This window comes from Actinomycetes bacterium (assembly GCA_036000965.1).
In the GTDB taxonomy this organism is placed as follows: Bacteria; Actinomycetota; CALGFH01; order CALGFH01; family CALGFH01; genus DASYUT01.
The window spans coordinates 15,222-37,571 of the sequence record DASYUT010000039.1; the positions used below are offsets into that span (position 1 = coordinate 15,222).

A 22,350-nucleotide genomic window follows, 5' to 3' on the forward strand; every position below is an offset into this window, starting at 1 on the left:
CACGGCCCGCCGTAGGGCGTGCAGCCGGGCGCCGGGCCGCGTTTCACTCCAGCTCGGTCGTGCCCTCCGGGTAGAAGGCACCCCAGGTGGGGGCGCCGGGCCGCGCTTCGCTTCCATCTCGGTCGTGCACTTGACGTCCGCACATAGCAGATGCCAATTGCATTCGCACTTGGCATGATGGATGCTACTCATGCCGAGTCTCCACGCTCTGCGAGGACCCGATGGCACACGCGAACACCGACACCGTTCCCCGGCTGCTTGCGACCCCGGAGTCGTCGCCATGAGCCTGCTGGCCATGGTGGTGATCGTGGTGGCGGGCCTCGGTGCGGCAGCCCTGATCGCCGCGCTGGTCTGGGTCGACTACCAGAACGAGTGCGACTACCAGCACTGGAGCACCGGGCTGCCCCGCGCGGGCACGGCCGACCAGGTCGAACCCGTCGAGCAGCGCATTGACGTGCCGGGTCGCACGGTCCACCCCGCCCGGCCCGGGCCGTCCACGGCCAGGGCGACCCCGTCGTCGAGCAGGCCGGGAGCGACTCGCTGAGCGAGGGGCGAAGGTCGGGTCGGCGGCCGGCTCAGGGTTGGCGGCCCGCTCAAGGTTGGCGGCCGATACCGGCGTAGTCGTGCGCGCTTGGGGTCCGCGGGCGGCCCGGCCGGGCGGCCCGATGTCGGGCCGCCCGGCCGGGACCCACCACACCTGGCTCGACCAGGCTTTGAGCAAGACCGCGCGTGCTCGGAGCGCCACTACAGCAGGTCGTCGAAGTCACCCTGCTTGACGCTGGTCAGGAACGCGCGAATCTCGGCGTCGGTGAAGATCAGCGCCGGCCCCCCCGGGTGCCTGGAGTTGCGAACCGCGGCGCCGCCCCCGGGGAGCTTCGCCGTCTCCACGCAGTTGCCCTGGCCGCTGCTCCAGCTGCCCTTCCGCCACTGGACGCCGTGCAGGCTCATGGCGGACATGCCGTTGTGCGTCTCGTCCACGTCATCCTTCCCTCATCATCCCGCTGAGGATCCCCAACGGTCTTGTCGGGGATTTGCCGACCTTTGTCGGTCTTATCGTGGTTTGCCGACCTCCACTGTCTTGTCAGGGTTTGCCGGTCTGCACTTGACGTCCGCACATAGCAGATGCCAATTGCATCCGCACTTGGCGTCGGGATGCTACCGCATGTTGCAATGGAAAGCTGCGCGACCGACCGCGACGGCGCTCAGCGGATCCTGCGGCCCATCTCCTCGACCGCGTAGCCGCCGAGCGCGGCCACGGCGGCCTGGAAGTCGGCCGACTGCAGCAGCGCCCAGAACGGGGCGAGGACGGGATCGTCGAGGGCGTCGAGACCCAGGACGAGGTCGTAGGGCTCGCGCGCGACCGGGATGAAGCCGAGCCCGAAGGCGCGGGCGGCAGCCAGGATGCCCAGCCCGCAGTCGGCGCGGCCGGCGGCGATGGCGGCGGCCACGGCCAGGTGGGTGTACTCCTCGCGGGCGTAGCCGGCGACGGCGTCGGGGCTGATGCCCCGGGTCCGGAGCTCGTGGTCGAGCAGGACGCGGGTGCCCGCACCACGCTGGCGGTTGACGTAGCGCAGCCCCGGGCGGGTCAGGTCGTCGATGCCGCCAAGGCCGAGAGGGTTGCCGTGCGCGACGATCAGGCCCTGGTCGCGGTGCACGAGGCGGACCACCGCGACGTCGCGGCCGGCCAGCACCCGGTCGACGTAGGGCAGCGTGTACTGGCCCGTGGCCGGGTCCAGCAGGTGCGAGCCGGCGAGGTGGCACAGCCCGTCGCGGAGCGCGACCAGCCCGCCGAGCGAACCCACGTTGGAGGACGCGAGCGTGATGCGCGGGTCCGCGCCACGCAGGGCCGAGGCGGCCAGGTCGAGCACCAGGTCGTGCGAGCCGATGGCGACGATGGTGCGCTCGATCTCGTCGAGGCCGCGGAGGAGCGCGACGTCGACATCCTCGCCCGCGTGGTGCCCCTCCAGAGCGGCCGGGACGACGAGCAGCCCGTCGGCGCGGACCAGTGAGGTCAGCACCCCGGCGCCGCGGGGCAGCGGCGTGGCCACGATCCTCCCGCCCACCCGGCCCAGGCGTACCCGCACCCAGTCGTCCATCCCCACGACCGACGCGAGCTTGCGGGCCAGCCGCGCCCGGGTCGACGGGCGGCGCTGCGGCGCGGCGCCGGCGATCTCGGCGAGCAGCGGTGCGGCGAAGATGTCGAACGTCAGCGCCGCGGACACCGGGTAGCCGGGGCAGCCGAGGACCGGTGTGCGGTCCAGCGCGCCCAGCACGACCGGGTGCCCCGGGCGCACCGCCACCCCGTGGACGGCCAGGGTGCCGAGGTCGGCGACGACCCGTGCGGTGTAGTCGTCGCGCCCCGCGCTGGAGCCGGCGACGATGATCAGCAGGTCGCAGTCGGTGGCCGCGGTGCGCGCGGCCTGGGCGATGCGCTGGGGGTCGTCGGGCTCGATCGGCAGGCGGTACGCGTCACAGCCGATCTCGCGGGCCTGGGCGGCGAGCATCAGCGAGTTGGTGTCCAGGATCTCCGCGGGCCCGGTCGGCGACCCGATGGGGCGCACCTCGTCGCCGGTGGGCAGCACGGCGACGACGGGGCGGCGGCGCACCAGGAGCTCGGTGGCGCCGGCGGCGGCCGCGGCGGCGACGTCGACCGCGCGCAGCCGGTGCCCCTCGGGCAGCAGGAGCTCGGCCGTGCTCACGTCCTCGCCGATCGAGCGCACGTGCTGGTAGGGGGGGACGGCGGCGCGGAGCTCGGCGACGCCGCCGGCATGGTGCACGTGCTCGCGCATGACGACCGCGTCGCGGCCGTCGGGCAGCGGGTCCCCGGTGTCCACCACGTCGTAGGCGGCCGGCTCGAGGTGGACGGGCGTGGTCTCGCTAGCGCCGAGCGTGTCGGCTGCGCACACGGCGATCCCGTCCATGGCCGCGGCGTCGAAGGGCGGCGAGGAGCGGGTGGCCCACACCGGGGCCGCGGTGACCAGGCCGACCGCGTCCTCCAGCCCTACCCGCACGCTGTCGACCCGCGCCGGGCAGCCCGCGGCCGCGCACGCGCGGCGCCAGGCGTCCAGGGCCTGCTCGGCCGGCAGGTCGCGGATGAACGGGCTGGTGGACATCGACGGCCACGGTACCGGCATCTGACGGCCACGGTACCGGGGCATCGACGGCCTGTCGGAACCCGCTGCACGCCAAGACCACCCTGTTGCGCGGCGGGCCCTCACCGGTACAGCGTGACCTCGACCTCGGTGCCGGCGGGAAGGCCGGTGGCCTCCTCGGGCACGACCAGGTAGCCGTCCGCCGCGACCAGGATCGACAGCAGCGCCGACAGCCCGAACAGCGGGCTGGCGGCGCCGTCGCACAGGCGCACCTGGACGACGTCGAGGCGGCCGGCGGCCGACGCCAGGTCGCGCTCCAGGGTGGCGCGGGTCACGGGCTCCGACGGCACCCACACCCCGGCGCCCCCGACCCGCCACACCAGGGGGACACCCACCAGGCGGAACACCACCAGCGCCGACAGCGGGTTGCCGGGCAGACCGAGGACGGGCACGCCGCCGCACTCGGCGAGCAGCGTTGGCTTGCCCGGGCGCAGCGCCAGGCCGTGGCACCAGATGCCGGGCTCGCCGAGGCCGGCCACGGCGGCGGCGGTCTGGTCGCGGGCACCGACCGACGAGCCAGCGGAGACCACGACGAGGTCGCTGTCCCCCAGGGCGGCACGCATGGCTTCGCGCAGCTTGCCAGCGTCGTCGGGGACGATCCCGCCCGCGTGTGGCTCGCCGCCCGACTGCCGTACCAGTGCAGCGAGCGCCGACGTGGTGGCGTCACGGACCTGTCCGGGACGCAAGCTGCGCTGTGCGGGCGGCACGACCTCGTCGCCGGTGGACAGGATCGTCACCCGCGGGCGGGCGTGCACGCCGATGGTCGTGACACCGGCGGCCGCGAGCATCCCGAGGTCCTGGGCCCGGAGCGGGCGGCCGGCAGGCACCAGCTCGGCGCCCCGCGCGGCGTCCTCGTCGGCGCGTACCAGCCCGTCACCGGGGGCGACCGGGCGGACCACCTCGATCATGCCTGGCATCGTCTCCTGGGTGTACTCGACCATCACCACGGCGTCGGCGCCCGGCGGCAGGACCCCCCCGGTGGGCATGCCGACCGCGGTGCCCGGCGCCACGGCGACCTCTGCTGCTGCGCCCATCGGCACCGACCCGGCGAGCTGCAGGTAGCCGGGCAGCCCCTCGGAGGCCCCGTAGGTGTCGGCGGCGCGCACGGCGTAGCCGTCGACCGTGGCCCGTGCAAACCCGGGCAGGGCCGCCGGCGCGCGGACCGCCTCGGCCGGGACCCGGTGCAGGGCGTCGTCCAGCTCGACCGGCTCGGGTGCGGTTCGCCGCCCGGGGCGGAAGCCGGCCAGCGCCTCGGCCACGGTACGGGTAGCGAAGAACTCCTTGCTACGGCTCATCTGATGGATGTCCTGGACGCCATGGCTGGGGTGATCGGCGGATCCATCGAGCAAGCCCTAGGGGCGGGGTTGCGGGCGCGCCTTGGTTCCCCCCCGCTGCAGCCCGAGCACGCTCACCACGGGCCCCAGGGCGACCTGGCCGAGCCCGCAGATCGAGGTCAGGCGCATCGTCTCCTCCAGCTCGACGACGCGGTCCTCGCGTGTGTCGTCGAGCCCGCCGTCGGCCAGCGCGTCGCTGAGGATCGCGTGCGCCTTGGTCGAGCCGACCCGGCAGGGCACGCACTTGCCACACGACTCGTTGCGGAAGAACCGCAGCACGTTGGTGGCGGCGGCGAGCAGGTCGGTTCCCTCGGCGACCACGACGAGCGCACCAGAGCCCAGCATCGACCCGGCCTTGGCCAGCGAGCCGAAGTCCAAGGGGACGTCGAGCTGGTCCGGTCCGAGGAAGTTCGACGAGGCGCCGCCGGGCTGGATCGCCTGGAGCGCCGCGCCGGCGGCGACCCCGCCGGCCAGGTCGAGCAGCTCGCGGGCGGTGGTGCCCATCGGCACGCAGTAGACGCCCGGGCGCTCGACGTGGCCCGACACCGCGAAGAACTTCAGGCCGGTGCCGTCGCGGACGCCCTGCTGCTTCCACCAGTCGGCCCCGCGGTCCAGGATGATCGGGACGTGGGCGAACGTCTCCACCGAGTTCATCAGCGTCGGCTTGCCCCACAGGCCGTACGTGCCGGGGAACGGCGGCTTGTTGCGCGGCTCGCCGCGGTGGCCCTCCATGCACTCCATCAGCGCGGTCTCCTCGCCCAGGATGTAGCCGCCGGGGGAGACGAACACGTCCAGCGCCAGGCGGCGTCCGGTGCCGAGCACGTCCTCGCCCACCAGCCCCGAGGCGCGCAGCGCCTCGATCTCGGCGCGGACGACTTCCTCCTCGGGACCGTACTCGTGGCGGATGAACACCCAGCCCTCCTCGGCCCCGACCACCGCCATGCCGAGCAGCAGCCCTTCGAGGACCAGGTGGGGCTGGGTGGCCAGGATCTCGCGGTCCTTGAAGGTGCCGGGCTCGGACTCGTCGGCGTTGCAGATGCCGTACTTCGGCGTGGCGTCCTGCCGGGCGACCAGCTCCCACTTCCTGCCCGCGGGGAAGCCGGCGCCGCCCATGCCCCGCAGGCCGGCCTCGTCCAGGCTGGCGACGACGCCGCCGGGGTCGAGCGCGCCGGTCAGCAGCGCCCGCAGGACCCTGTAGCGCTCCTCGCCGGGGATGTAGGGGTCGTTGGGCCATGGTTCCGCGCGCCCGCGCGCACGGGCCGGCGGCAGCCGCCCGTCGCGCGCCGCGGCGACCAGCGTGTCGGCGTCATCGGCAGCGGCTGGGTGGTCGTCGACCGCGACGGCGGGCGCGGCGTCGCAGCGCCCCAGGCACGACACCTCCACCAGCTCGACCTCGGGGTCCTCGCCGTAGCGGGCGCGCAGCGCCGCGATGCGCTCGTCGGACCCGGCCAGCCAGCACGACAGGTCGTGGCACACATGGAGCGCGACCTTGGACGGCGGGTCGGTGCGGTAGTGGGGGTAGAACGAGATCAGCCCTTGGATCTCGTACAGCGGCCGGTGGGCGTCGCGGGAGAGCGCGACCAGCTCCTCCCGGGGCAGCCAGCCGTGGTCCCGCTGGATGGCGTTGAGCGCGGGGACGAGGCTCGGGCCAGGGAACTTCCCGGCCCGAGCCTCGCCTCCAGGCACCGGGACACCGCCTGCGCGAGCAGGCGGGCCTGCGATGCCGTCCCGCGAGTGGTCGGCGGAGGCCATCAGCGGGCCTCGGTCGGCACGGCGTCGATCCGGACGGCGCAGAACTTGTACTCCGGGATCTTGGCGTACGGGTCGATCTCGTCGATGGTCAGCAGGTTGGCCGCCGCCTCCCGGAAGTGGAACGGGATGAAGCAGTTGCCGGGCGCCTCGATGTGGGAGACGCGCAGCCGCAGCACGATCGAGCCGCGCCGGGAGCTCACGCGCACGTCGTCGCCGTCGCTCAGCCCGAGCGCGGCGGCGTCGTCGGGGTGCAGGTACACCTCGGCGCGGGGCTGGATCGCGTCCAGCGCGTAGGACCGGCGCGTCATCGAGCCGGTGTGCCAGTGCTCGAGCAGCCTGCCGGTGTTGAGCACCAGCGGGTACCGGGCGTCGGGCAGCTCCTTGGCCGGCAGCCACTCCGCGGGCACCAGGTGGGCCAGCCCGTCGCTGGTGTTGAACCGCTCGCCGAACATCACCACGGTGCCGTCGCTGTGCTCGGGGTCGGGATTGGGGTACAGCTTGCCGGACAGGCCGAGGTTGTCGTAGCGCAGGTTCGCGTAGCTCGGCATCACCGACACCATCTCGTCGAAGATCGCCTGGGGCGAGGCGTAGGCCCACTCCAGCCCGACGCGGTTGGCGAGGTCCTGCACCACCTCCCAGTCGACGCGCGCCTCCCCGGGCGGGTCCAGCGTCTTGCGCCCCAGCTGCACGCGGCGGTCGGTGTTGGTGTAGGTGCCGTCCTTCTCGAGGTAGGACGACGCGGGCAGGACGACGTCGGCGAACTCGGCCGTCTCGGTCAGGAAGATGTCCTGCACGACCAGGAACTCGAGTGCCTGCAGCCCCTTGCGGACCTTGTTGATGTTCGGGTCGGACAGGAACGGGTTCTCACCCATCATGTACATGCCGCGCACGCCGCCGGTCAACGCCGACTTGATGATCTCGGTGACCGTCAGCCCCCGCGCCGGGTCCAGGTCGGTGCCCCACAGCCGCTCGAACTTCGCGTGGACCTCGGGGTCGTCCACCCGCTGGTAGTCGGGGTAGAACATCGGGATCAGCCCGGAGTCCGAGGCGCCCTGCACGTTGTTCTGCCCCCGGAGCGGGTGCAGCCCGCTGCCGGGCTTGCCGACGTTGCCGGTGATGGCGCACATGGCGATCAGGCAGCGGGCGTTGTCGGTGCCGGTGGTGTGCTGCGAGATGCCCATGCCCCAGAAGATGATCCCGGCCCCGGCCTCCCCCCACACCCGTGCGACCCGCCGGATGACGTCGGCGTCCACCCCACTGATCTGGGCCGCCCGCTCGGGCGGGTAGTCGGCGACCGTCCGCTCCAGGGCCTCGAAGTTGGAGGTGCGCCGCTCGACGAACTCGCGGTCGACCAGCCCGAGCCGGATCACCTCGTGCATGATGCCGTTGTAGAAGGCGACGTCGGTGCCCGGCTTGATCTGGCAGTAGATGTCGGCGTGCTCACGGACCTTGCTGGCCCGGGGGTCGACGTAGATCAGCGTGGTCCCGCGCCGGCGCGCCTGCTTGAAGAACGACGAGGCCACCGGGTGGTTGGCGGTCGGGTTGCTGCCGGCCACGATGACGACGTCGGCGTTGACGACGTCGCCGTAGGTGGTGGACACCGCCCCGGAGCCGATCCCCTCGAACAGCGCGGCGACGCTCGAGGCATGGCACAGCCGCGTGCAGTGGTCGACGTTGTTGGTGTGGAAGGCGGTGCGGAGCAGCTTCTGGAAGAGGTAGGCCTCCTCGTTGGAGCACTTGGCCGACCCGAAGCCGGCGATCGCGCCGGGGCCGTGCGCGGCGTGGATCTCGGTCAGCCTCCTCGCGACCAGGTCCAGCGCCTCCTCCCAGGTGGCCTCCCGGAAGTGCGGCAGCACCTCGTCGTAGTCGACCAGCCCCCCGGGCTTGCGCCGGCGGTCGCGGCGTCCGCCGCCACCGCCGTTGTCGTCGCCGCGGACGTCGGCGGAAAGGGGTCCCTTGGGGTAGGCCGCGTCGCGGCGGATGAGCGGGGTGACCAGCCGCTGCGGCGAGGCGGCGTAGTCGAAGCCGTAGCGGCCCTTCACGCACAGGCGGCCCTTGGAGCCGGGCTGGTCGCGCCCGTCGGCGAAGGAGATCGCGCCGCGCTCGCGGTCCACGTAGTAGGTCAGCGCGCACCCCACCCCGCAGTACGGGCAGACGGTGTCGACCGCGTCAAGCTCGCTGCGCGGGCGGATCGGCACGCCCCGGATCGGCTTGTTGGTCAGCGCGCCGGTGGGGCAGGCGGCCACGCACTCGCCGCAGGTGACACACGACGACGAGCCCATCGGGTCGTCGAGGTCGAAGGCGATCCTGGTGGCGTAGCCCTTGCCGCTGCGCCCGATGACGTCGTTGCCCTGGATGTCGTCGCAGGCGCGCACGCAGCGGTCGCAGAGGATGCAGGCGTCGTGGTTGACCGCGATGACGGGGTTGGAGAGGTCCTCGCCGCGGCCGGAGGCGACCGGCAGCCCGTCGCCCCGCTGCACGCCGTACCGTGCCGCCAGTGCGAGCAGCGCGTTGTCGCCGGTGCTGGTCTGCTTCGGGTCGCGCTCGGGCGGCGGCTGGTCGGACAGCAGCAGCTCGGTGAGGGTGGCGCGGTGGCGCTCCAGGTCCGGGGTGGTGGTCTTGACCTCCATCCCGGGCTCGCAGGGCCGCACGCACGAGGCCGCGTAGACCCGCCCGCCGACGTCGACCACGCACATGCGGCAGACGCCGACCGGGTCGTAGCGCTCGTCGTGGCAGAGGACGGGGATGTCGACGCCGGTGTCGCGCGCCGCGGTCCAGATCGTCGTCCCTTCCGGGACCGTGACCTCGCGGCCGTCGATCGTGAGGGTGACCGTGCGCGTCGGGGTGGGGGCTGGCATCGTCGCAGTCATCGAGACCAGTCTTTCGCTTCGGCCCCTTCGCTGTCGAGGAGCAGATCTTCCAGCGCGAGCTCGTCGGGACGCCCTCCCGCGTCCAGGCCCCGGGCGGCGTAGTAGCCGTCCACCATCGACCGGAGGCGCTCGGCGGTCAGCGTGGCGACCCGGCCAGAGCCGACCTCCAGCGGCTCGTCCAGCAGGCGCCGGGGAAGCCAGTCGTCCCCCGGCGTCCAGCCCTCGCGGAGGTTGAACATGCGCTTGGCAAGCACGATCCGCCGTGCCGTGCGCCGCAGCTCGGCGGCGTCGGTGTCCCAGCCGGTCACCGCCCGCAGCAGCGCCGCCCACTCGTCGTAGGGGTTGCCCTGGTCGAACACGCCGCGCAGGAACTTGCAGAGGATCAGCGAGTCCATGACCGCCGCGCGGTCCTCGGTGGCCACGGCCGCGGCCACGTGCGCCTGGCCGCCCGCGAGGCGGTCGAGGCTCCCCGACAGGTCGGCCTCGTAGGCGCCCGAGCGGTTGTGGTCGGCGCCGCGCGCGTTGACCGCAAGCCCCAGCGCCATGGCGTGCAGCGTGCGCGGCTCGTAGCCGGGCAGCTCCAGTCCCTTGACGTGCAACGCCAGACCGGCCGCTGCGCCGCCCAGCCGCTCGGCGGCGCGGCGCGAGCCCTCGGCGAGCAGGGCGCCCAGCCCCTCCCGGGCCCCGACCTCGTCCAGCGCCCGGAGCAGGGCGGCGCCGTCGCCGAACCGCAGCCAGGGCGCGTCGATCAGGCCCCGCTCGGCGCACTCCATCGCCCAGGCGATCGTGCCCCCGGCCGAGATCGTGTCGAGCCCCAGCTCGTCGCAGCGCGCGCTGGCGGCCAGCACGGCGTCGGGGTCCGACACGCCGCACATCGGTCCCAGTGCGAACACGTTCTCGTACTCCACCCGCACCTTGGCCCCGCTGCGGGCGGCGTAGATGTGCTCGCAGCCGATCGTGCAGGACGCGCAGCTGTTGCGGGCGACGCGGCGCAGCCCGGACAGGTCCTCGGCGGCCAGGCGCGGGGCCTCGGCGAAGGTGGCGGCCTGGAAGTTGCGGGTCGGCAGCGTGCTGATGGCGTTGAAGGCGAGCAGGTTGGCCAGCGTGCCCAGCTCGCGGTACTTGGCGGTGGCCGGACCGAAGGAGCGCGCCCGGAGGTCCCGGGCCGCGCCGAGCACGGCCTCCGGGTCCGCGACCGGGACCGCGCCCGCGCCGCCCGCCCGCCCGGCGCCGCTTGCCCGCCCGGCGCCGCTTGCCCGCACCGCGCCGCCGGCCCGCACCGCAACGGCCTTCAGGCGCTTGGCCCCCATGACCGCGCCCAGCCCGCCCCGCCCGGCGTGCCGGCCGTCGTGCGACACCGTGGCGTAGCGGACGCCGCGCTCACCGGCCGGCCCGATCGCGGCGACCCGCCAGCCCCGGCCCAGCCGCTGCCGCAGCAGCGTCTCCGCCTCGGCGGCTGGACGCCCCCATGCCTGGCCGGCGTCGACCAGCCGCGCGCCGTCGCCGTCGACGAGCAGCACCGAGGGCGTGTCGCAGGCCCCCCGCACGACGATCGCGTCGTGGCCGGTGAGCTTGCCGGCGATCGCGAACTGGCTCGACGCCAGCGCGTCGTTGAGCATGCCGGTGAGCGGCGACTTCGCCACGACGGCAAACTTCGCGCTGGTGGTCAGCGGTGTGCCGACCAGCGGGGAGAACACGAACGCCAGCGGCGCCTCCGGCCCGAGCGGGTCGGCCCGCGGGGGCGCCAGCCGGTGCAGGAGCCAGGTGCCGAGCCCGGCGCCGCCGATGTAGGCCCGCAGGACCGGCTCTGGGAGCGGCAGCACGGAGGCGCAGGCCCCCGACAGGTCGACGACCAGGGCGCGCCCGAGATATCCGCCAGGAACGGCCATCCGCCTAGCCTCCTGCATCCGCGGCCAGGAAGGCCACGGTATCACCGGCTACCAGGGGCAGCTCGCCGTCCCGGGTGATCTGGTCGCCGTTCAGCGCGGCGACCACGTGCCGGTCGAGGGTGAGCCCGGCCGCCGCGGCGGCGCCGGCCAGGGTGGCCGCCCGGACCGTCCGCGGCCCGCGCTGGCCCGCGACGGCCAGCACCCCGTACCGCCGCACCGTCACCTCTGGGGCCGGCCGGGCCCGGGCGGCCTCGTACTCGGCCGGGTCGTTGACGTTGACCACCGAGGCCAGCTCGGGGTCGAGCCTGGCCAGCACCGGATCGGCCAGCAGGGCTGCCTCGTCCAGGCGCACGACCGCGTGGTCGCGCAGCAGGAAGGCCGGGCGGAGCTGCCCGTCCGCGACCAGCCTGGCGACGTCGGGTGCCAGCGTGGTGCGGTAGGCGGCCGCCAGCGGCTGCGGGAAGCCCAGCGCGACGGGGAGCGCGATCTCGACGCCGCCGTCGAGCGCCCGCAGCACGCGGCGGACGAACGCGGGGTGCAGGAAGGGCAGGTCGGTGGAGCAGACGAACGCCGCCTCGGCCCGGCTGGCCGTCGCGGCCAGGCCCGCGGCCAGCCCCTGGAGGGGCCCCAGCCCCTCGCGCGGGTCCTCGACCAGCTCCACCTCCGGGCCCAGCTCGGGCAGGGCCTGCCCGGGGGCCCGGACGACCACCACCGGCCCGTCCACCATGCGACCGACCAGCCCGGTGACCCGCCGCAGCAGCGTGGAGCCGTGCCATTCCAGCGCCGCCTTGGCCGTGCCCATGCGCGAGGACCGCCCGCCCGCGAGCACGATCCCTGTGCTGGTCATGCCCTGCCCCTGTGCCGCTTCCCCGGACTGCCGCCAGCCCCCTGGGGGGCTCGATGTCCGCCCCCGGGAAGGCTCGACGTCCGCCGGCCGAGGTCGCGGCGGCCGTCGACCTCATCATGCCGCACCAGCGCCGAGCCGTCAGCGGCCAGGGGGCGCACGGGCTACACCCGCGCTTTGGAACGGGTCGAGCAGGCGAACGCCGGTCCGGGCCATGTCGGCGACGTTGCGGGTACAGCCGGGGATCTCCCACCCTCAGGCAGGAGCGCGCGTCAGGCTCGTAGGAACGCGAGGACGGCGAGGACGCGGCGGTGGTCGTCGGGGGTTACCGGCAGGTCCAGGCGGGTGAAGATGCTGCGGACGTGGGCCTCCACGGTCTTCGGGCTGAGGAACAGCCGCTCGCAGATGGCCTGGTTCGAACGCCCCTCGGCCATGAGCGCGAGCACCTCCCGCTCCCGCTCGGTCAGCTCCTCGACCGGGTTGCGGGCCCGTCGCCGGCCGACGAGCTGCGCGACCACCTCCGGGTCGATCACCGACCCGCCCGCGGCGACGCGGCGGACCGCGTCGGTCACGTCGGCGACGTCGGCGACGCGGTCCTTGAGCAGGTAGCCGACGCCACCGGCGCCGTCCGCGAGGAGCTGCATGGCGTGGTGGGTCTCGACGTACTGCGACAGCACCAGCACCCCCACCCCCGGGTGCGCGGCGCGGATGCGTTGGGCGGCGTCGAGGCCCTCGCGGGTGTGGGTCGGGGGCATGCGGATGTCCACCACGACCGCGTCGGGCGGGTCGGCGCGCACCCGGGCAAGGAGCTGCTCGGCGTCGCCGACCTGGGCGGCGACCCGGATGCCCGCCGCCTCGAGGACTCGCGCCAGCCCCGCACGAAAGAGCACGGCGTCGTCGGCGATCACGACGCGCACGGGAGCACCGCCGTGATGCAGGTGCCCTGCCCAGCAGGGCTGTGGACGTGCAGGCGGCCGTCGAGGACGGCGACGCGGTCGGCCAGGCCGCGCAGGCCCGAACCGTCCGGGTCGGCGCCGCCGGTGCCGTCGTCGCCGACCTCGACGACGAGGTCGCCACCGCGCCGCCGGGCGCTGATCGTGACGGCGGTGGCGCGGGCGTGCTTGGCGGCGTTGGCGAGCGCCTCGGACGCGACGTAGTAGGCGGTCTCCTCGACGCGGGGTGGGAGCCGCTCGGAGACGACCGGGGCGAGGGTGACGGGGATGGGGGAGCGCTCGGCCAGTGCTGCCAGCGCGGGCCCGAGGCCCGCCTCGCTGAGGATCACCGGGTGAATGCCGCGGGCCAGCTCGCGCAGCTCGGCGAGCGCGCGCCGCAGCTCGGCGGCGGCCTCGTCGAGGGCTGCGGCGAGTTCCTCGTCGCCGGCGGTCCCGACCTGCGACCGGGCGATTCCGAGGGCGAGCGAGACGTTGACCAGGCGCTGCTGGGCGCCGTCGTGGAGGTTGCGCTCGACGCGGCGGCGCTCGGCATCGCCGAACTCGACGATGCGGGCGCGCGAGGCGCGCACCTCCTCGAGCTGGGCGCGGACCTCGGCGTGGAGGCGCTGGTTCTCGATGGTCATGCGGGCGGTCGCCGCGACGGCCTGGACCAGCGCGGGATCGTCGTCGAGGGCGGCGTGGTGGAGCAGGGCGGCGACCGGGTCGCCACCCTGGCGCAGGATGGTGACGGCGCGGTCGTCACCGGCGGCCGGGAGCTCGACCGGGTGTCCCGCAGCGTCGACGAAGGCGTGCCGGTCGGGCAGCCAGTAGGCGAGGGTCAGGGTGGGGTCGTGGAGGGCGCGGGCGAGGGCCTGCTCGAGCCGGCCGGGCGGCAGGGCCTTGCTAAGCTCGATGGCGAGGCCGCCGACTGCCGAGTGATCCAGCCGGGTCCGCGCCAGTCCGGCCAGGAACGCCAGCGGCCACAGCAGCAGCAGCATGAGGATCGTCAGGTTGAACCCGATCTCGATCGGCGACGGTGGGCTGGACATCACCACCATGAGTGCCTGCCCGATCAGGTAGACGACCACCAGCACGACCCCGACCAGCACGACCGGGGCGAGGCTGCGCCGCCGCGGTTCGGGCGCCCGGTGCCAGCGGGAGATCACGATCCAGAGCAGCAGCCCGGCCAGCACCACGAGGACCAGGTTCGAGACCGCGAGCACCGCTTCACCGTACGGATGGCGGCCGCCCAGCGCCAGGAGGTCGTCCGGGCACTCGGCGCAGCCCAGCGAGGCCGGGTCCACCAGCAGCAACTGGGCCAGGGCCAGGGGCACCGTGGCTGCGTAGTTGGCGACGACGAACAGCCGTTGCAGCCGGGTGGTCGCCCGGCCGTCTGGGTAGACGGCGATCAGGTGGGCGAGGACGGCTTCCGGCAGCGTTGCCACCAGGAACCAGAGCGCGAACCCGAGCGGCGCGCGGACGAGGGTCACGCCGTTCAAGAGCAGGCCGTTCAACAAGTAGGCCAGCCCGACCGTGACCATGAGCGCACCTGTGCGGTTGTCGGGCCGGCGCGACCAGGCGACCAGGCCGGCCGCCGCGAACGACCAGCTCACCCCGATGATCGCGACCAGCAGGTAGGCGAGCGGCCCGGGCCGGTCCTCGCCGGCCCGTAGCAGCAACGCGAGGTCGACCAGCCCCGCGGCCAGGGCGGTGAGGGCGAGCGCGAGGCGCAGCCGCTGGCTCATCTCATCCGGTCGCTCCCATGAGGGCGCGCATCGCGTCCACGGACAGCTCGGCCTTGGGGATGAATCCCCGCGCGCCACACTGCTCCACGCGCGCGCCGTAGTCGGCACGGTCGCGACTGGAGACAAGCACCACGGCGGGCCCGGCCGCGCCGTCGCGGAGCCGCTCGGCCACCTCGAACCCGTCGATGCCGGGGAGCTGGATGTCCAGCAGCACCACGTCGGGCCGCAGCTCGCGAGCGGCGTCGATGGCCGCATGCCCGTCCGCGGCCTCCCCGACCACCTCGAAGCCGCCCGCCGCGAGCAGCTTGCGCGCGAGGGAGCGGAACCCGGGGTGGTCGTCGACGATCAGCACGGTCGGTCTCATGGCGCCATCGTCGCAACTAGCCGGGAGCCGCACCAGAGGGCTGCCCCTGCCCCGGGGTGAGGGTCTGCCCCTACCGGATCGCAGGGCGGGCCCTCCCTCGAGTCCAGGGACGGCCCCGATGCCCGTGCCCCGTGCCCGCCCGTAGGGTCTCGAGCCGTCAGCTGCTCCGCGCTCGGGGCCGCGTCGGATCACCCGAGCCTACAGAGATGGAGGAACGCATGACCGTCCACATGGACATCACCACGGAGACCGGGAGCCGCTCGGGCGTGGCCGCCTCGGTCGTCGACGGCACCAAGGTCTACGGCAAGGGCGCCGCCGAGGTGCGGGCCCTCGACGGCGTGACGCTGGGCTTCGCCGGCGGCCAGTTCAGCGCCATCATGGGCCCGTCGGGCTCGGGCAAGTCGACGCTGGTGCACTGCGTCGCGGGCCTCGACACCCTCACCTCGGGCGAGGTGCGCGTCGGCGGGGTCGACCTGACCCGCCTCGACGACAAGCGCCTCACCCTGCTGCGGCGGGACCGGATCGGCTTCGTCTTCCAGGCCTTCAACCTGGTGCCGACCCTCACCGCGCTGGAGAACATCACCCTGCCCGCCGCGCTGGCCGGACGCACACCAGACAAAGGCTGGCTCGACACGGTCATCCGGACGGTCGGGCTGGGCGACCGCCTGGCCCACCGGCCCAGCGAGCTGTCCGGCGGCCAGCAGCAGCGGGTGGCCGTCGCCCGTGCCCTCGCTGCCCGCCCGGAGATCGTCTTCGCCGACGAGCCGACCGGCAACCTCGACTCGCGGGCCGGCGCGGAGATCCTCGCGTTCCTGCGCCACGCGGCGCGGGAGCTGGGCCAGACCATCGTCATGGTCACCCACGACCCGGTGGCGGCCAGCTACGCCAGCCGGGTGGTGTTCCTCAACGACGGCCGTGTCGTCGACGAGCTGGCCGAACCAACGGCCGAGCGGGTGCTCGACCGCATGAAGCAGTTCGGGGAGTAGAGACCGATGTTCAAGACCACCATCACGGGCCTGGCGGCCCGCAAGCTCCGCCTGTTCACCACCGCCCTGTCCATCCTGCTCGGCGTGGGGTTCATGGCCGGCACGTTCGTGCTCACCGACACCATCGGCAAGACGTTCCACGACCTGTTCGGCAGCGTCTACGCCCACACCGACGCGGTCGTTCGCGGTCGGGCCGCAGTGGCGTCCTCTGCGCCCTCCGGGATCGGCGAGCAGCGCCCCCTGGTCGACGCCGCCCAGGTGCGCACCATCACCGGCGTCCCGGGCGTCCGAGCCGCCGAGGGCAACGTCCTGGGCTACGCCCAGCTGGTGGACAAGCAGGGCAAGGCCATCGGCACGCCCGACTCCGCCCTGGGGCTGAACTGGAACCAGGTGGCGGCGCTCAATCCGTTCACCCTCGTCGCGGGGCGGACGCCCCAGGCCGACGACGAGGTCGTCGTCAACAAGGCCAGCGCCGACCAGGCCGGTTTCGTCGCGGGCGACACGGTCACCGTCCTCGTGCAGGCAGGCCCGCAGCGGGTGCGGGTCGTCGGTATCGCAAGATTTGGCACGGCCGACAGCCTCGCCTCGACGAGCGGGGTCCTGTTCCGCCAGGCCGCGGCGCAGCGCCTCATGGCCGAGCCGGGCAAGTTCAACGACATCAGCGTGGTGGCCGACCAGGGCGTGTCGCAGGAGCAGTTGCGCGACCGCCTCGGCACGGCGCTTCCCGGCACCGAGGTCGTCACCGGGAAGGCGATCGTCGAGGAGGGCCGGCGCAGCATCCAGAAGGCCCTGAAGGGCCTCAACCGGGGCCTGCTGGTGTTCGCCCTGATCTCGCTGTTCGTCGGCTCGTTCATCATCTACAACACCTTCTCGATCGTCGTCGCGCAGCGGGGCAGGGAGATGGCGCTGCTGCGGGCAGTCGGCGCCAGCCGGCGGCAGGTGCTCGGCTCGGTGCTGCTCGAGGCCGTGGTGGTGGGGCTGGTCGCCGCGCTGCTCGGCGTGGCCGCGGGCATCGGCGTGGCCGCCGGGCTCAGGGCGCTCCTGACCGGCTTCGGGTTGCTCGAGATCCCGGCAGGCGGCATCGTCCTGGCCCCCCGCACCGTGGCCGTCTCGCTGCTGGCGGGCGTCCTGGTCAGCACGGCCTCGGCGGTTCTCCCGGCACGCAGGGCAGCGAAGGTCCCGCCGGTCGCGGCGCTGCGCGACCTCGCCCGCGACACCTCGGGGAGCTCCCGGAGCCGGCTGGCGACCGGCGCCGCCGTCATCGCCGCGGGCGTGGCATCGCTCTCGTTCGGCCTGCTGTCCCACTCCGGGCGCGCCATGCTCCTCGTGGGTCTCGGCGCCGGCGTCATCTTCCTCGGCGTCGCGGTGCTCGGTCCGGTGATCGCCCGGCCCGTGAGCCGGCTCATCGGCGCGCCCCTGCCCGCCCTGAAGGGCATGCAGGGGACCCTCGCCAGGGAGAACGCGATGCGCAACCCCAAGCGCACCTCGTCCACGGCGGCCGCGCTCATGATCGGGGTGAGCCTGGTCGCCTTCATCACGATCCTCGGGTCCACGGCCAAGAGGTCGCTCGACGCCCGGATCGACAAGACCTTCACCAGTGACTTCCAGATCGACACCGGAAGCTTCGCAGCGCTCAGCCCCGACCTGGCCAAGCGGCTTGCCCGGCTGCCCGAGGTCAAGGCGGCATCCGGGGTGCGGAGCAACACGGCCGAGATCGACGGCGCCATCTCCGACCTCGTCGCGGTCGACCCCGCCAGCTACAGCCGGATCGCCGACCTCGCCATCGCCAAGGGCCGTCTCGGGGACCTGGATACCGACGGCATCGCCGTCCTCGACGTGGCGGCCAGGGCCAAAGGCTGGTCGGTCGGCGACGAGGTGCGGGTGCGCTTCCCCACGGCCGGCGAGCGGCGGCTCACCGTGGCCGCGATCTTCAGCGACAAGCAGGGCCTGGGCTCGAGCTACATCCTGGGACTGCCCGCCTACGACGCGAACTACCCTGACCGGCTCGACAGCAAGGTGCTGGTCGACCGGGCCGAGGGCGTGAGCCTCGGCGCCGCCCGCGCGGCGGTCGAGCGGGTGACGGCCGACTACCCGACGGCCAGGCTGCAGGACCGGGCGCAGCACAAGCGAGCTCAGTTCGCCGAGGTCAACAAGGAGCTCGGGCTGGTCTACGTCCTGCTGGCCCTGGCCGTCCTGATCGCCCTGCTGGGCATCGCGAACACGCTCGCCCTCTCGGTCTTCGAGCGCACCCGGGAGCTCGGCCTGCTACGGGCGGTCGGCATGACCCGGCGGCAGGTGCGCTCGATGGTGCGCTGGGAGTCGGTGATCATCGCCCTGCTCGGCACCGGCATGGGTCTGGTGATCGGCCTGTGCTTCAGCTGGGCCATGGTGAGGACCGTCCCCGACGAGGGCGCGCTGGCGGTGCCGGTCGGCCAGCTGGCGGTGATCATCCTCGGCGCCGCCCTGGCCGGCGTGGTCGCGGCCATCCTCCCCGCACGCCGAGCCGCGAAGCTCGACGTGCTCGGGGCGATCACCACCGAGTAGGCGGTCACCGGGTCTCAGCGAGGAACCGAGTAGGCGATCACCGGGTCTCAGCGAGGAACCCAGTAGGCGATCACCGGGTTCCAGCGAGTAGCGGTCGCCACCAGGAGAGTGGGGCGCCCCGGCGGGCGCCCCACTCAGCCGTCCGCGCGGTCCTCGCGTGGCCGGCGCCTGAGCTTGGCGCGGAGCCAGGCGACGGGGTCGGGCCTGGTGTCGGCCACCCGCTCCTTGAGCGCTGCACCGGCTTTGCTCGGTTCGCTTCCTTCCGCACGCTACCCGTCGCAGGGAGTGCGACGGATCGTCACGTCCAGCCGCCCGGACGCGGCAACGGATCGTCAGACACGCTGGTCAGGAGGCGTGGCCCAGGAGGCGGTCGAGCAGGTGCCCTTCGCCGGCAGCCGAGGAGCTGGCTGGCTAGCCGAGTCCCGGAATGCGACGATCCGTGGCAAAGAGAAGGGATCGGCGGGACATGGACCAGCAGCAGCAACCCGGGACGCCAGGGGGGACGTGGTCGGTCGAGCTGGCCGTGTGTGCCGAGATGGTGTTCCTGGAGCTCCCGGTGGAGGAGCGGATCCGGCGGATCGCCGACCTTGGGTTCCAGGTCGAGATCTGGGACTGGACCCGCAAGGACATCGACGCCCTAGTCCGGACCGGGGCGGTGTTCTCGTCGATGACCGGCTATGTCACCGGGACCCTCACCGACGACCCCGGCGCCAGCGAGCTGCTGCGCACGGCCGAGCAGTCGATCGCCGTCGCCGAGCGGCTCGGCTGCCCACGCCTGAACCTGCACGGCACCGGGCTCGACGACAAGGGGCTGCCGGTGCGCCCGGTCCGCCAGGTCACCGGGGCGATGTGGCTGGCCGCGGCCCGCACCCTGGAGCGGTTGGCCGCCCTCGGCGAGCGCGCCGGGGTGACCTTCTGCCTGGAGAACCTCAACACCGCCGTCGACCATCCCGGAGTGCCGTTCGCCCGCGCCGCCGACACCCTGGCCTTGGTCGAGGCGGTGGGGCGTCCGGGGTTGCGGCTGATGCTGGACCTGTACCACGCCCAGATCGGCGAGGGGAACCTGATCGAGCTGCTGCGGCGGGCCGGTCCGCTGATCGGCGAGGTCCAGGTCGCCGACGTCCCCGGGCGGTGTGAGCCTGGGACCGGGGAGATCAACTACCCGGCGGTTGCGGCCGCCCTGGAGGAGCTGGGCTACCGCGGCACCGTCGGCCTGGAGGCGTGGGCCTCCGGGGACAGCGAGCAGGCCCTGGAGCGGTTCCGCGCGGCCTTCACCCGGCCCGGCGTCACCGGGGCCTGAGCCGGCACGGCCAGTTCTGCGGCCTGTCCGCCCACGACGGCGACCACGCGCTAGCAAGGAGGAACGCGTTGACCACCACCGATCCCACACCGGGCGCAAGCAGGACGGCCGCTGACGCCCCCGCCGCCGTTGGCCTCATCGGGGCCGGGGCGATCGGGGCCTTCCATGGCGAGACCCTGGCCCGGCGGGTGCCGGGGGCACGGCTGGCCACGATCGCCGACCCGGCCCCCGGGGCGGCCGACCGGCTCGCCGGCTCGCTCGGCGCGCCGCAGGCCACCACCGACGCGGCTGAGCTGCTGGCCGACGCGGCCGTTCAGGCGGTGGTCATCGCCGCCCCTGCCCGCTTCCACGCTGACCTGGTGGTGGCGGCCGCCGGGGCCGGCAAGGCGGTGTTCTGCGAGAAGCCCATGGCCCTCACCCTCGAGGACGCCGACCGGGCCATCGCCGCCGCCCACGCGGCCGGGGTGGCCCTGCAGGTCGGCTTCAACCGCCGCTTCGACCCCAGCTTCCGGGCCGCTCACGACCTGGTCGCCGCCGGCCGCCTCGGCATCCCGCAGCTGCTGCGCTCGCTCACCCGCGACCCCGGCATCCCCGACCCGGGCCGGGTGCCACCCTCGACCATCTTCCTGGAGACCCTGATCCACGACTTCGACGCCCTGCGCTACCTCAACCCGGGCGCCGAGGCGGTCGAGGTCTACGCTGTCGCCGACGCCCTGGCCTACCCGGACTTCAAGGCCCAGGGCCTGCAGGACACCGCCGTGGTCTTGGTCCGCTTCGACAACGGCGCCATCGCCACCGCCGAGGCCAACTTCAACGCCGTCTACGGCTACGACATCCGCGGTGAGGTGTTCGGGTCGGCCGGCATGGCCACCGCCGGTGACCTGCGCCGCACCACCATGACCTACTACGGCCCCGAGGGCGTGGCCAGCGACACCTGGAGGCGCAACGTGGACTTGTTCCGTGACGCCTACACCGCCGAGCTGGCCCACTTTGTGGACTGCGTCCGCACCGGTGTCGCCCCCCAGCCGGGCGGCCGGGATGCCCGCGCCGCCCTAGCCATCGCCCTGGCCGCCATCCGCTCGGTCGACACCGGGAGGCCAGAGCGACTCGACGAGGTCCAGCAACCGTAATGTGACGAGCACCTGACCCTGACCGAGAACCTGACCCGGCGGGCCGCCACAGCCATCGAGCACGCCGAACGTGCCCGGCACCCCAGCCCACGCGCGTCAACCCAACAGCCGCAATCAACAAGAGGCTAGCCACTCCGCGCCGCAGGCGCGGCCCGCCCCGCTTCGCTACGTAGGTGTGCCGCCCGCCTCCCGGCTGGGCCGGGCGACCCACATTCCCACGGCATTCCCTCGTCCGGCGTCCGAGCCCGGGCCCAGCCGAGAGGTAGATCGTGGGCAGCACGATTTGATGCGGCTTCGCCGCCATTCCCCACATTTCAAACAAGGAATTCTCACTCATACCGTGTACCGGCCGCCTGGTCCCGGGGTCGCCGATGGCGCCCACTGCTTCAGCATCTGCGGCCGGCGACCGGCGACCGTGATCGGTAGCGGGCAGCTTGGGATTCCAGCCAGCCGGAAGGCGAGATGGTGGCTGGCCGTGATGCAACTGCACCGCTGCAGGGCGATCGTTGGGACCATACCCTTGGTCGCGACGCGGCCGCGACGCCAGCCACGAGGACAAGGAGGCCCACGATGGGAACGTGGGTCTCGCTGATCGGGGCACAGCCACCCAGCGAGGTTCTCAAGCCGCTGCGCCGGCGGCTTGACCAGCTCGCCCTGCTGGGAGGCCGAGTCGTCGTCCGTCGAGGCGTTGCTGGCCAGGTACGCCCGCGGCGTCGGGCAGGCGGCGCCCGTCAGCGGCGAGGTGGAAAAGCTCCTCGGCCGCCCCGCGCGCACCTACGCCCGGTGGGCCGCCGACCACGCCGCCGCCTTCCGGAACTGACGGGAACGCAACCATGACCGTCTCGCGGCAGGACGGCCGGCGAGGACGCCGCACACACCATGGAGCAACCGATGAAGCTCACGATCTTCGCGGCGACCGGCGGGATCGGACGGCAGGTCCTCGAGCAGGCCGTCGCCGCCGGCCACGACGTCACCGCCGTGGCACGAAACCCCAAGCAGCTGTCCCGACAGGCCCGCGTCGTCGCCGCCGACCTGGCGGCCGCGGACCCATTGGTGCTCCAGTCCGCCGTCGCCGGCGCCGACGCGGTCCTCTCCGGCCTTGGCCCACGGTCGGCCTCCGACGCCGGCGTCGCTTCGCGGGGCACCCGCGCCATCGTCGGGGCGATGCAGGCAACCCACGTGCGACGCGTCGTGGTGGTCAGCGCCGCGCCGATCGCCACCGTGCCGTCGCCTGGCCGCCCCAAGCCGCCCACCCACGACCCAGGCGACGGGTTCTTCATGCGGAACCTGTTCAGTCCGTTTGCGAAAGCCGCGTTCCGCAGGCACTACGCCGATCTGGCGCTGATGGAGGACATCCTTCGCGACAGCGGCCTGGACTGGACCGTCGTGCGGCCGCCGCGGCTGACCGAGGGGCCATTGACCGGCACCTACCGGACGGCGTACGGGCAGAACCTCCGGGGCGGCTGGTCGGTTTCCCGCGCCGACGTCGCCCAGCTCATGCTTCGCGT

The 22,350-nt window shown here is 73.6% G+C and carries 17 protein-coding genes; 7 read left to right on the forward strand and 10 right to left on the reverse strand.

The annotated features are described in order from the left end of the window. Nucleotides 1-280: 280 nt before the first annotated feature. Nucleotides 281-544: a hypothetical protein gene (locus VG276_02195; protein ID HEV8648219.1), complete on the forward strand. Its 264-nt coding sequence runs from the start codon at nucleotides 281-283 to the stop codon at nucleotides 542-544. Between the two features lie 200 nt (nucleotides 545-744). Here the strand turns inward: VG276_02195 and VG276_02200 are convergent, their stop codons facing one another. The 10 genes from VG276_02200 to VG276_02245 form a co-directional block, all read right to left on the reverse strand. Further along, complete coding sequence (locus VG276_02200; GenBank protein ID HEV8648220.1) at nucleotides 745-978, reverse strand: DUF397 domain-containing protein; 234 nt, start codon at nucleotides 976-978, stop codon at nucleotides 745-747. Between the two features lie 224 nt (nucleotides 979-1,202). Continuing rightward, entirely contained in the window at nucleotides 1,203-3,113 is a 1,911-nt protein-coding gene (locus VG276_02205) for a molybdopterin biosynthesis protein (GenBank protein HEV8648221.1), read from the reverse strand. A 101-nt stretch (nucleotides 3,114-3,214) separates the two neighbouring features. Next, nucleotides 3,215-4,447, reverse strand: a complete 1,233-nt coding sequence (gene glp / locus VG276_02210; protein HEV8648222.1) for a gephyrin-like molybdotransferase Glp — start codon at nucleotides 4,445-4,447, stop codon at nucleotides 3,215-3,217. A 57-nt stretch (nucleotides 4,448-4,504) separates the two neighbouring features. Next, on the reverse strand, nucleotides 4,505-6,172 hold the full coding sequence (locus VG276_02215) for an NAD(P)H-dependent oxidoreductase subunit E (protein HEV8648223.1): 1,668 nt from the start codon (nucleotides 6,170-6,172) through the stop codon (nucleotides 4,505-4,507). Between the two features lie 65 nt (nucleotides 6,173-6,237). Continuing rightward, nucleotides 6,238-9,108, reverse strand: coding sequence for a formate dehydrogenase subunit alpha (gene fdhF / locus VG276_02220; GenBank protein HEV8648224.1), 2,871 nt, complete (start codon nucleotides 9,106-9,108; stop codon nucleotides 6,238-6,240). Continuing rightward, entirely contained in the window at nucleotides 9,105-10,997 is a 1,893-nt protein-coding gene (locus VG276_02225; GenBank protein HEV8648225.1) for an aldehyde ferredoxin oxidoreductase family protein, read from the reverse strand. The genes fdhF and VG276_02225 overlap by 4 nt, the downstream gene beginning before the upstream one ends. A 4-nt stretch (nucleotides 10,998-11,001) precedes the next feature. Next, complete coding sequence (locus tag VG276_02230; GenBank protein ID HEV8648226.1) at nucleotides 11,002-11,844, reverse strand: molybdenum cofactor guanylyltransferase; 843 nt, start codon at nucleotides 11,842-11,844, stop codon at nucleotides 11,002-11,004. A gap of 269 nt (nucleotides 11,845-12,113) precedes the next feature. Then, nucleotides 12,114-12,758 carry a response regulator transcription factor gene (locus VG276_02235; protein HEV8648227.1) on the reverse strand — a complete coding sequence of 215 codons (645 nt, stop codon included), beginning with the start codon at nucleotides 12,756-12,758 and terminating at the stop codon, nucleotides 12,114-12,116. Then, nucleotides 12,746-14,518, reverse strand: a complete 1,773-nt coding sequence (locus tag VG276_02240) for a histidine kinase (protein ID HEV8648228.1) — start codon at nucleotides 14,516-14,518, stop codon at nucleotides 12,746-12,748. The genes VG276_02235 and VG276_02240 overlap by 13 nt, the downstream gene beginning before the upstream one ends. Nucleotide 14,519: 1 nt before the next feature. Further along, nucleotides 14,520-14,882: a response regulator transcription factor gene (locus tag VG276_02245; GenBank protein ID HEV8648229.1), complete on the reverse strand. Its 363-nt coding sequence runs from the start codon at nucleotides 14,880-14,882 to the stop codon at nucleotides 14,520-14,522. A gap of 230 nt (nucleotides 14,883-15,112) precedes the next feature. Between VG276_02245 and VG276_02250 the strand changes: the two genes are divergently transcribed. The 6 genes from VG276_02250 to VG276_02275 all read left to right on the forward strand — a co-directional run. Then, nucleotides 15,113-15,868: an ABC transporter ATP-binding protein gene (locus tag VG276_02250; GenBank protein HEV8648230.1), complete on the forward strand. Its 756-nt coding sequence runs from the start codon at nucleotides 15,113-15,115 to the stop codon at nucleotides 15,866-15,868. A gap of 6 nt (nucleotides 15,869-15,874) precedes the next feature. Then, nucleotides 15,875-18,412, forward strand: a complete 2,538-nt coding sequence (locus VG276_02255) for an FtsX-like permease family protein (protein ID HEV8648231.1) — start codon at nucleotides 15,875-15,877, stop codon at nucleotides 18,410-18,412. A 466-nt stretch (nucleotides 18,413-18,878) separates the two neighbouring features. After that, on the forward strand, nucleotides 18,879-19,712 hold the full coding sequence (locus VG276_02260) for a TIM barrel protein (protein HEV8648232.1): 834 nt from the start codon (nucleotides 18,879-18,881) through the stop codon (nucleotides 19,710-19,712). A 68-nt stretch (nucleotides 19,713-19,780) separates the two neighbouring features. Continuing rightward, nucleotides 19,781-20,842, forward strand: a complete 1,062-nt coding sequence (locus tag VG276_02265; GenBank protein ID HEV8648233.1) for a Gfo/Idh/MocA family oxidoreductase — start codon at nucleotides 19,781-19,783, stop codon at nucleotides 20,840-20,842. A gap of 640 nt (nucleotides 20,843-21,482) precedes the next feature. Further along, complete coding sequence (locus VG276_02270) at nucleotides 21,483-21,662, forward strand: hypothetical protein (protein ID HEV8648234.1); 180 nt, start codon at nucleotides 21,483-21,485, stop codon at nucleotides 21,660-21,662. A gap of 71 nt (nucleotides 21,663-21,733) precedes the next feature. Next, nucleotides 21,734-22,350 (forward strand): NAD(P)H-binding protein (locus VG276_02275; protein ID HEV8648235.1); only part of this gene is annotated, 617 nt, incomplete at its 3' end.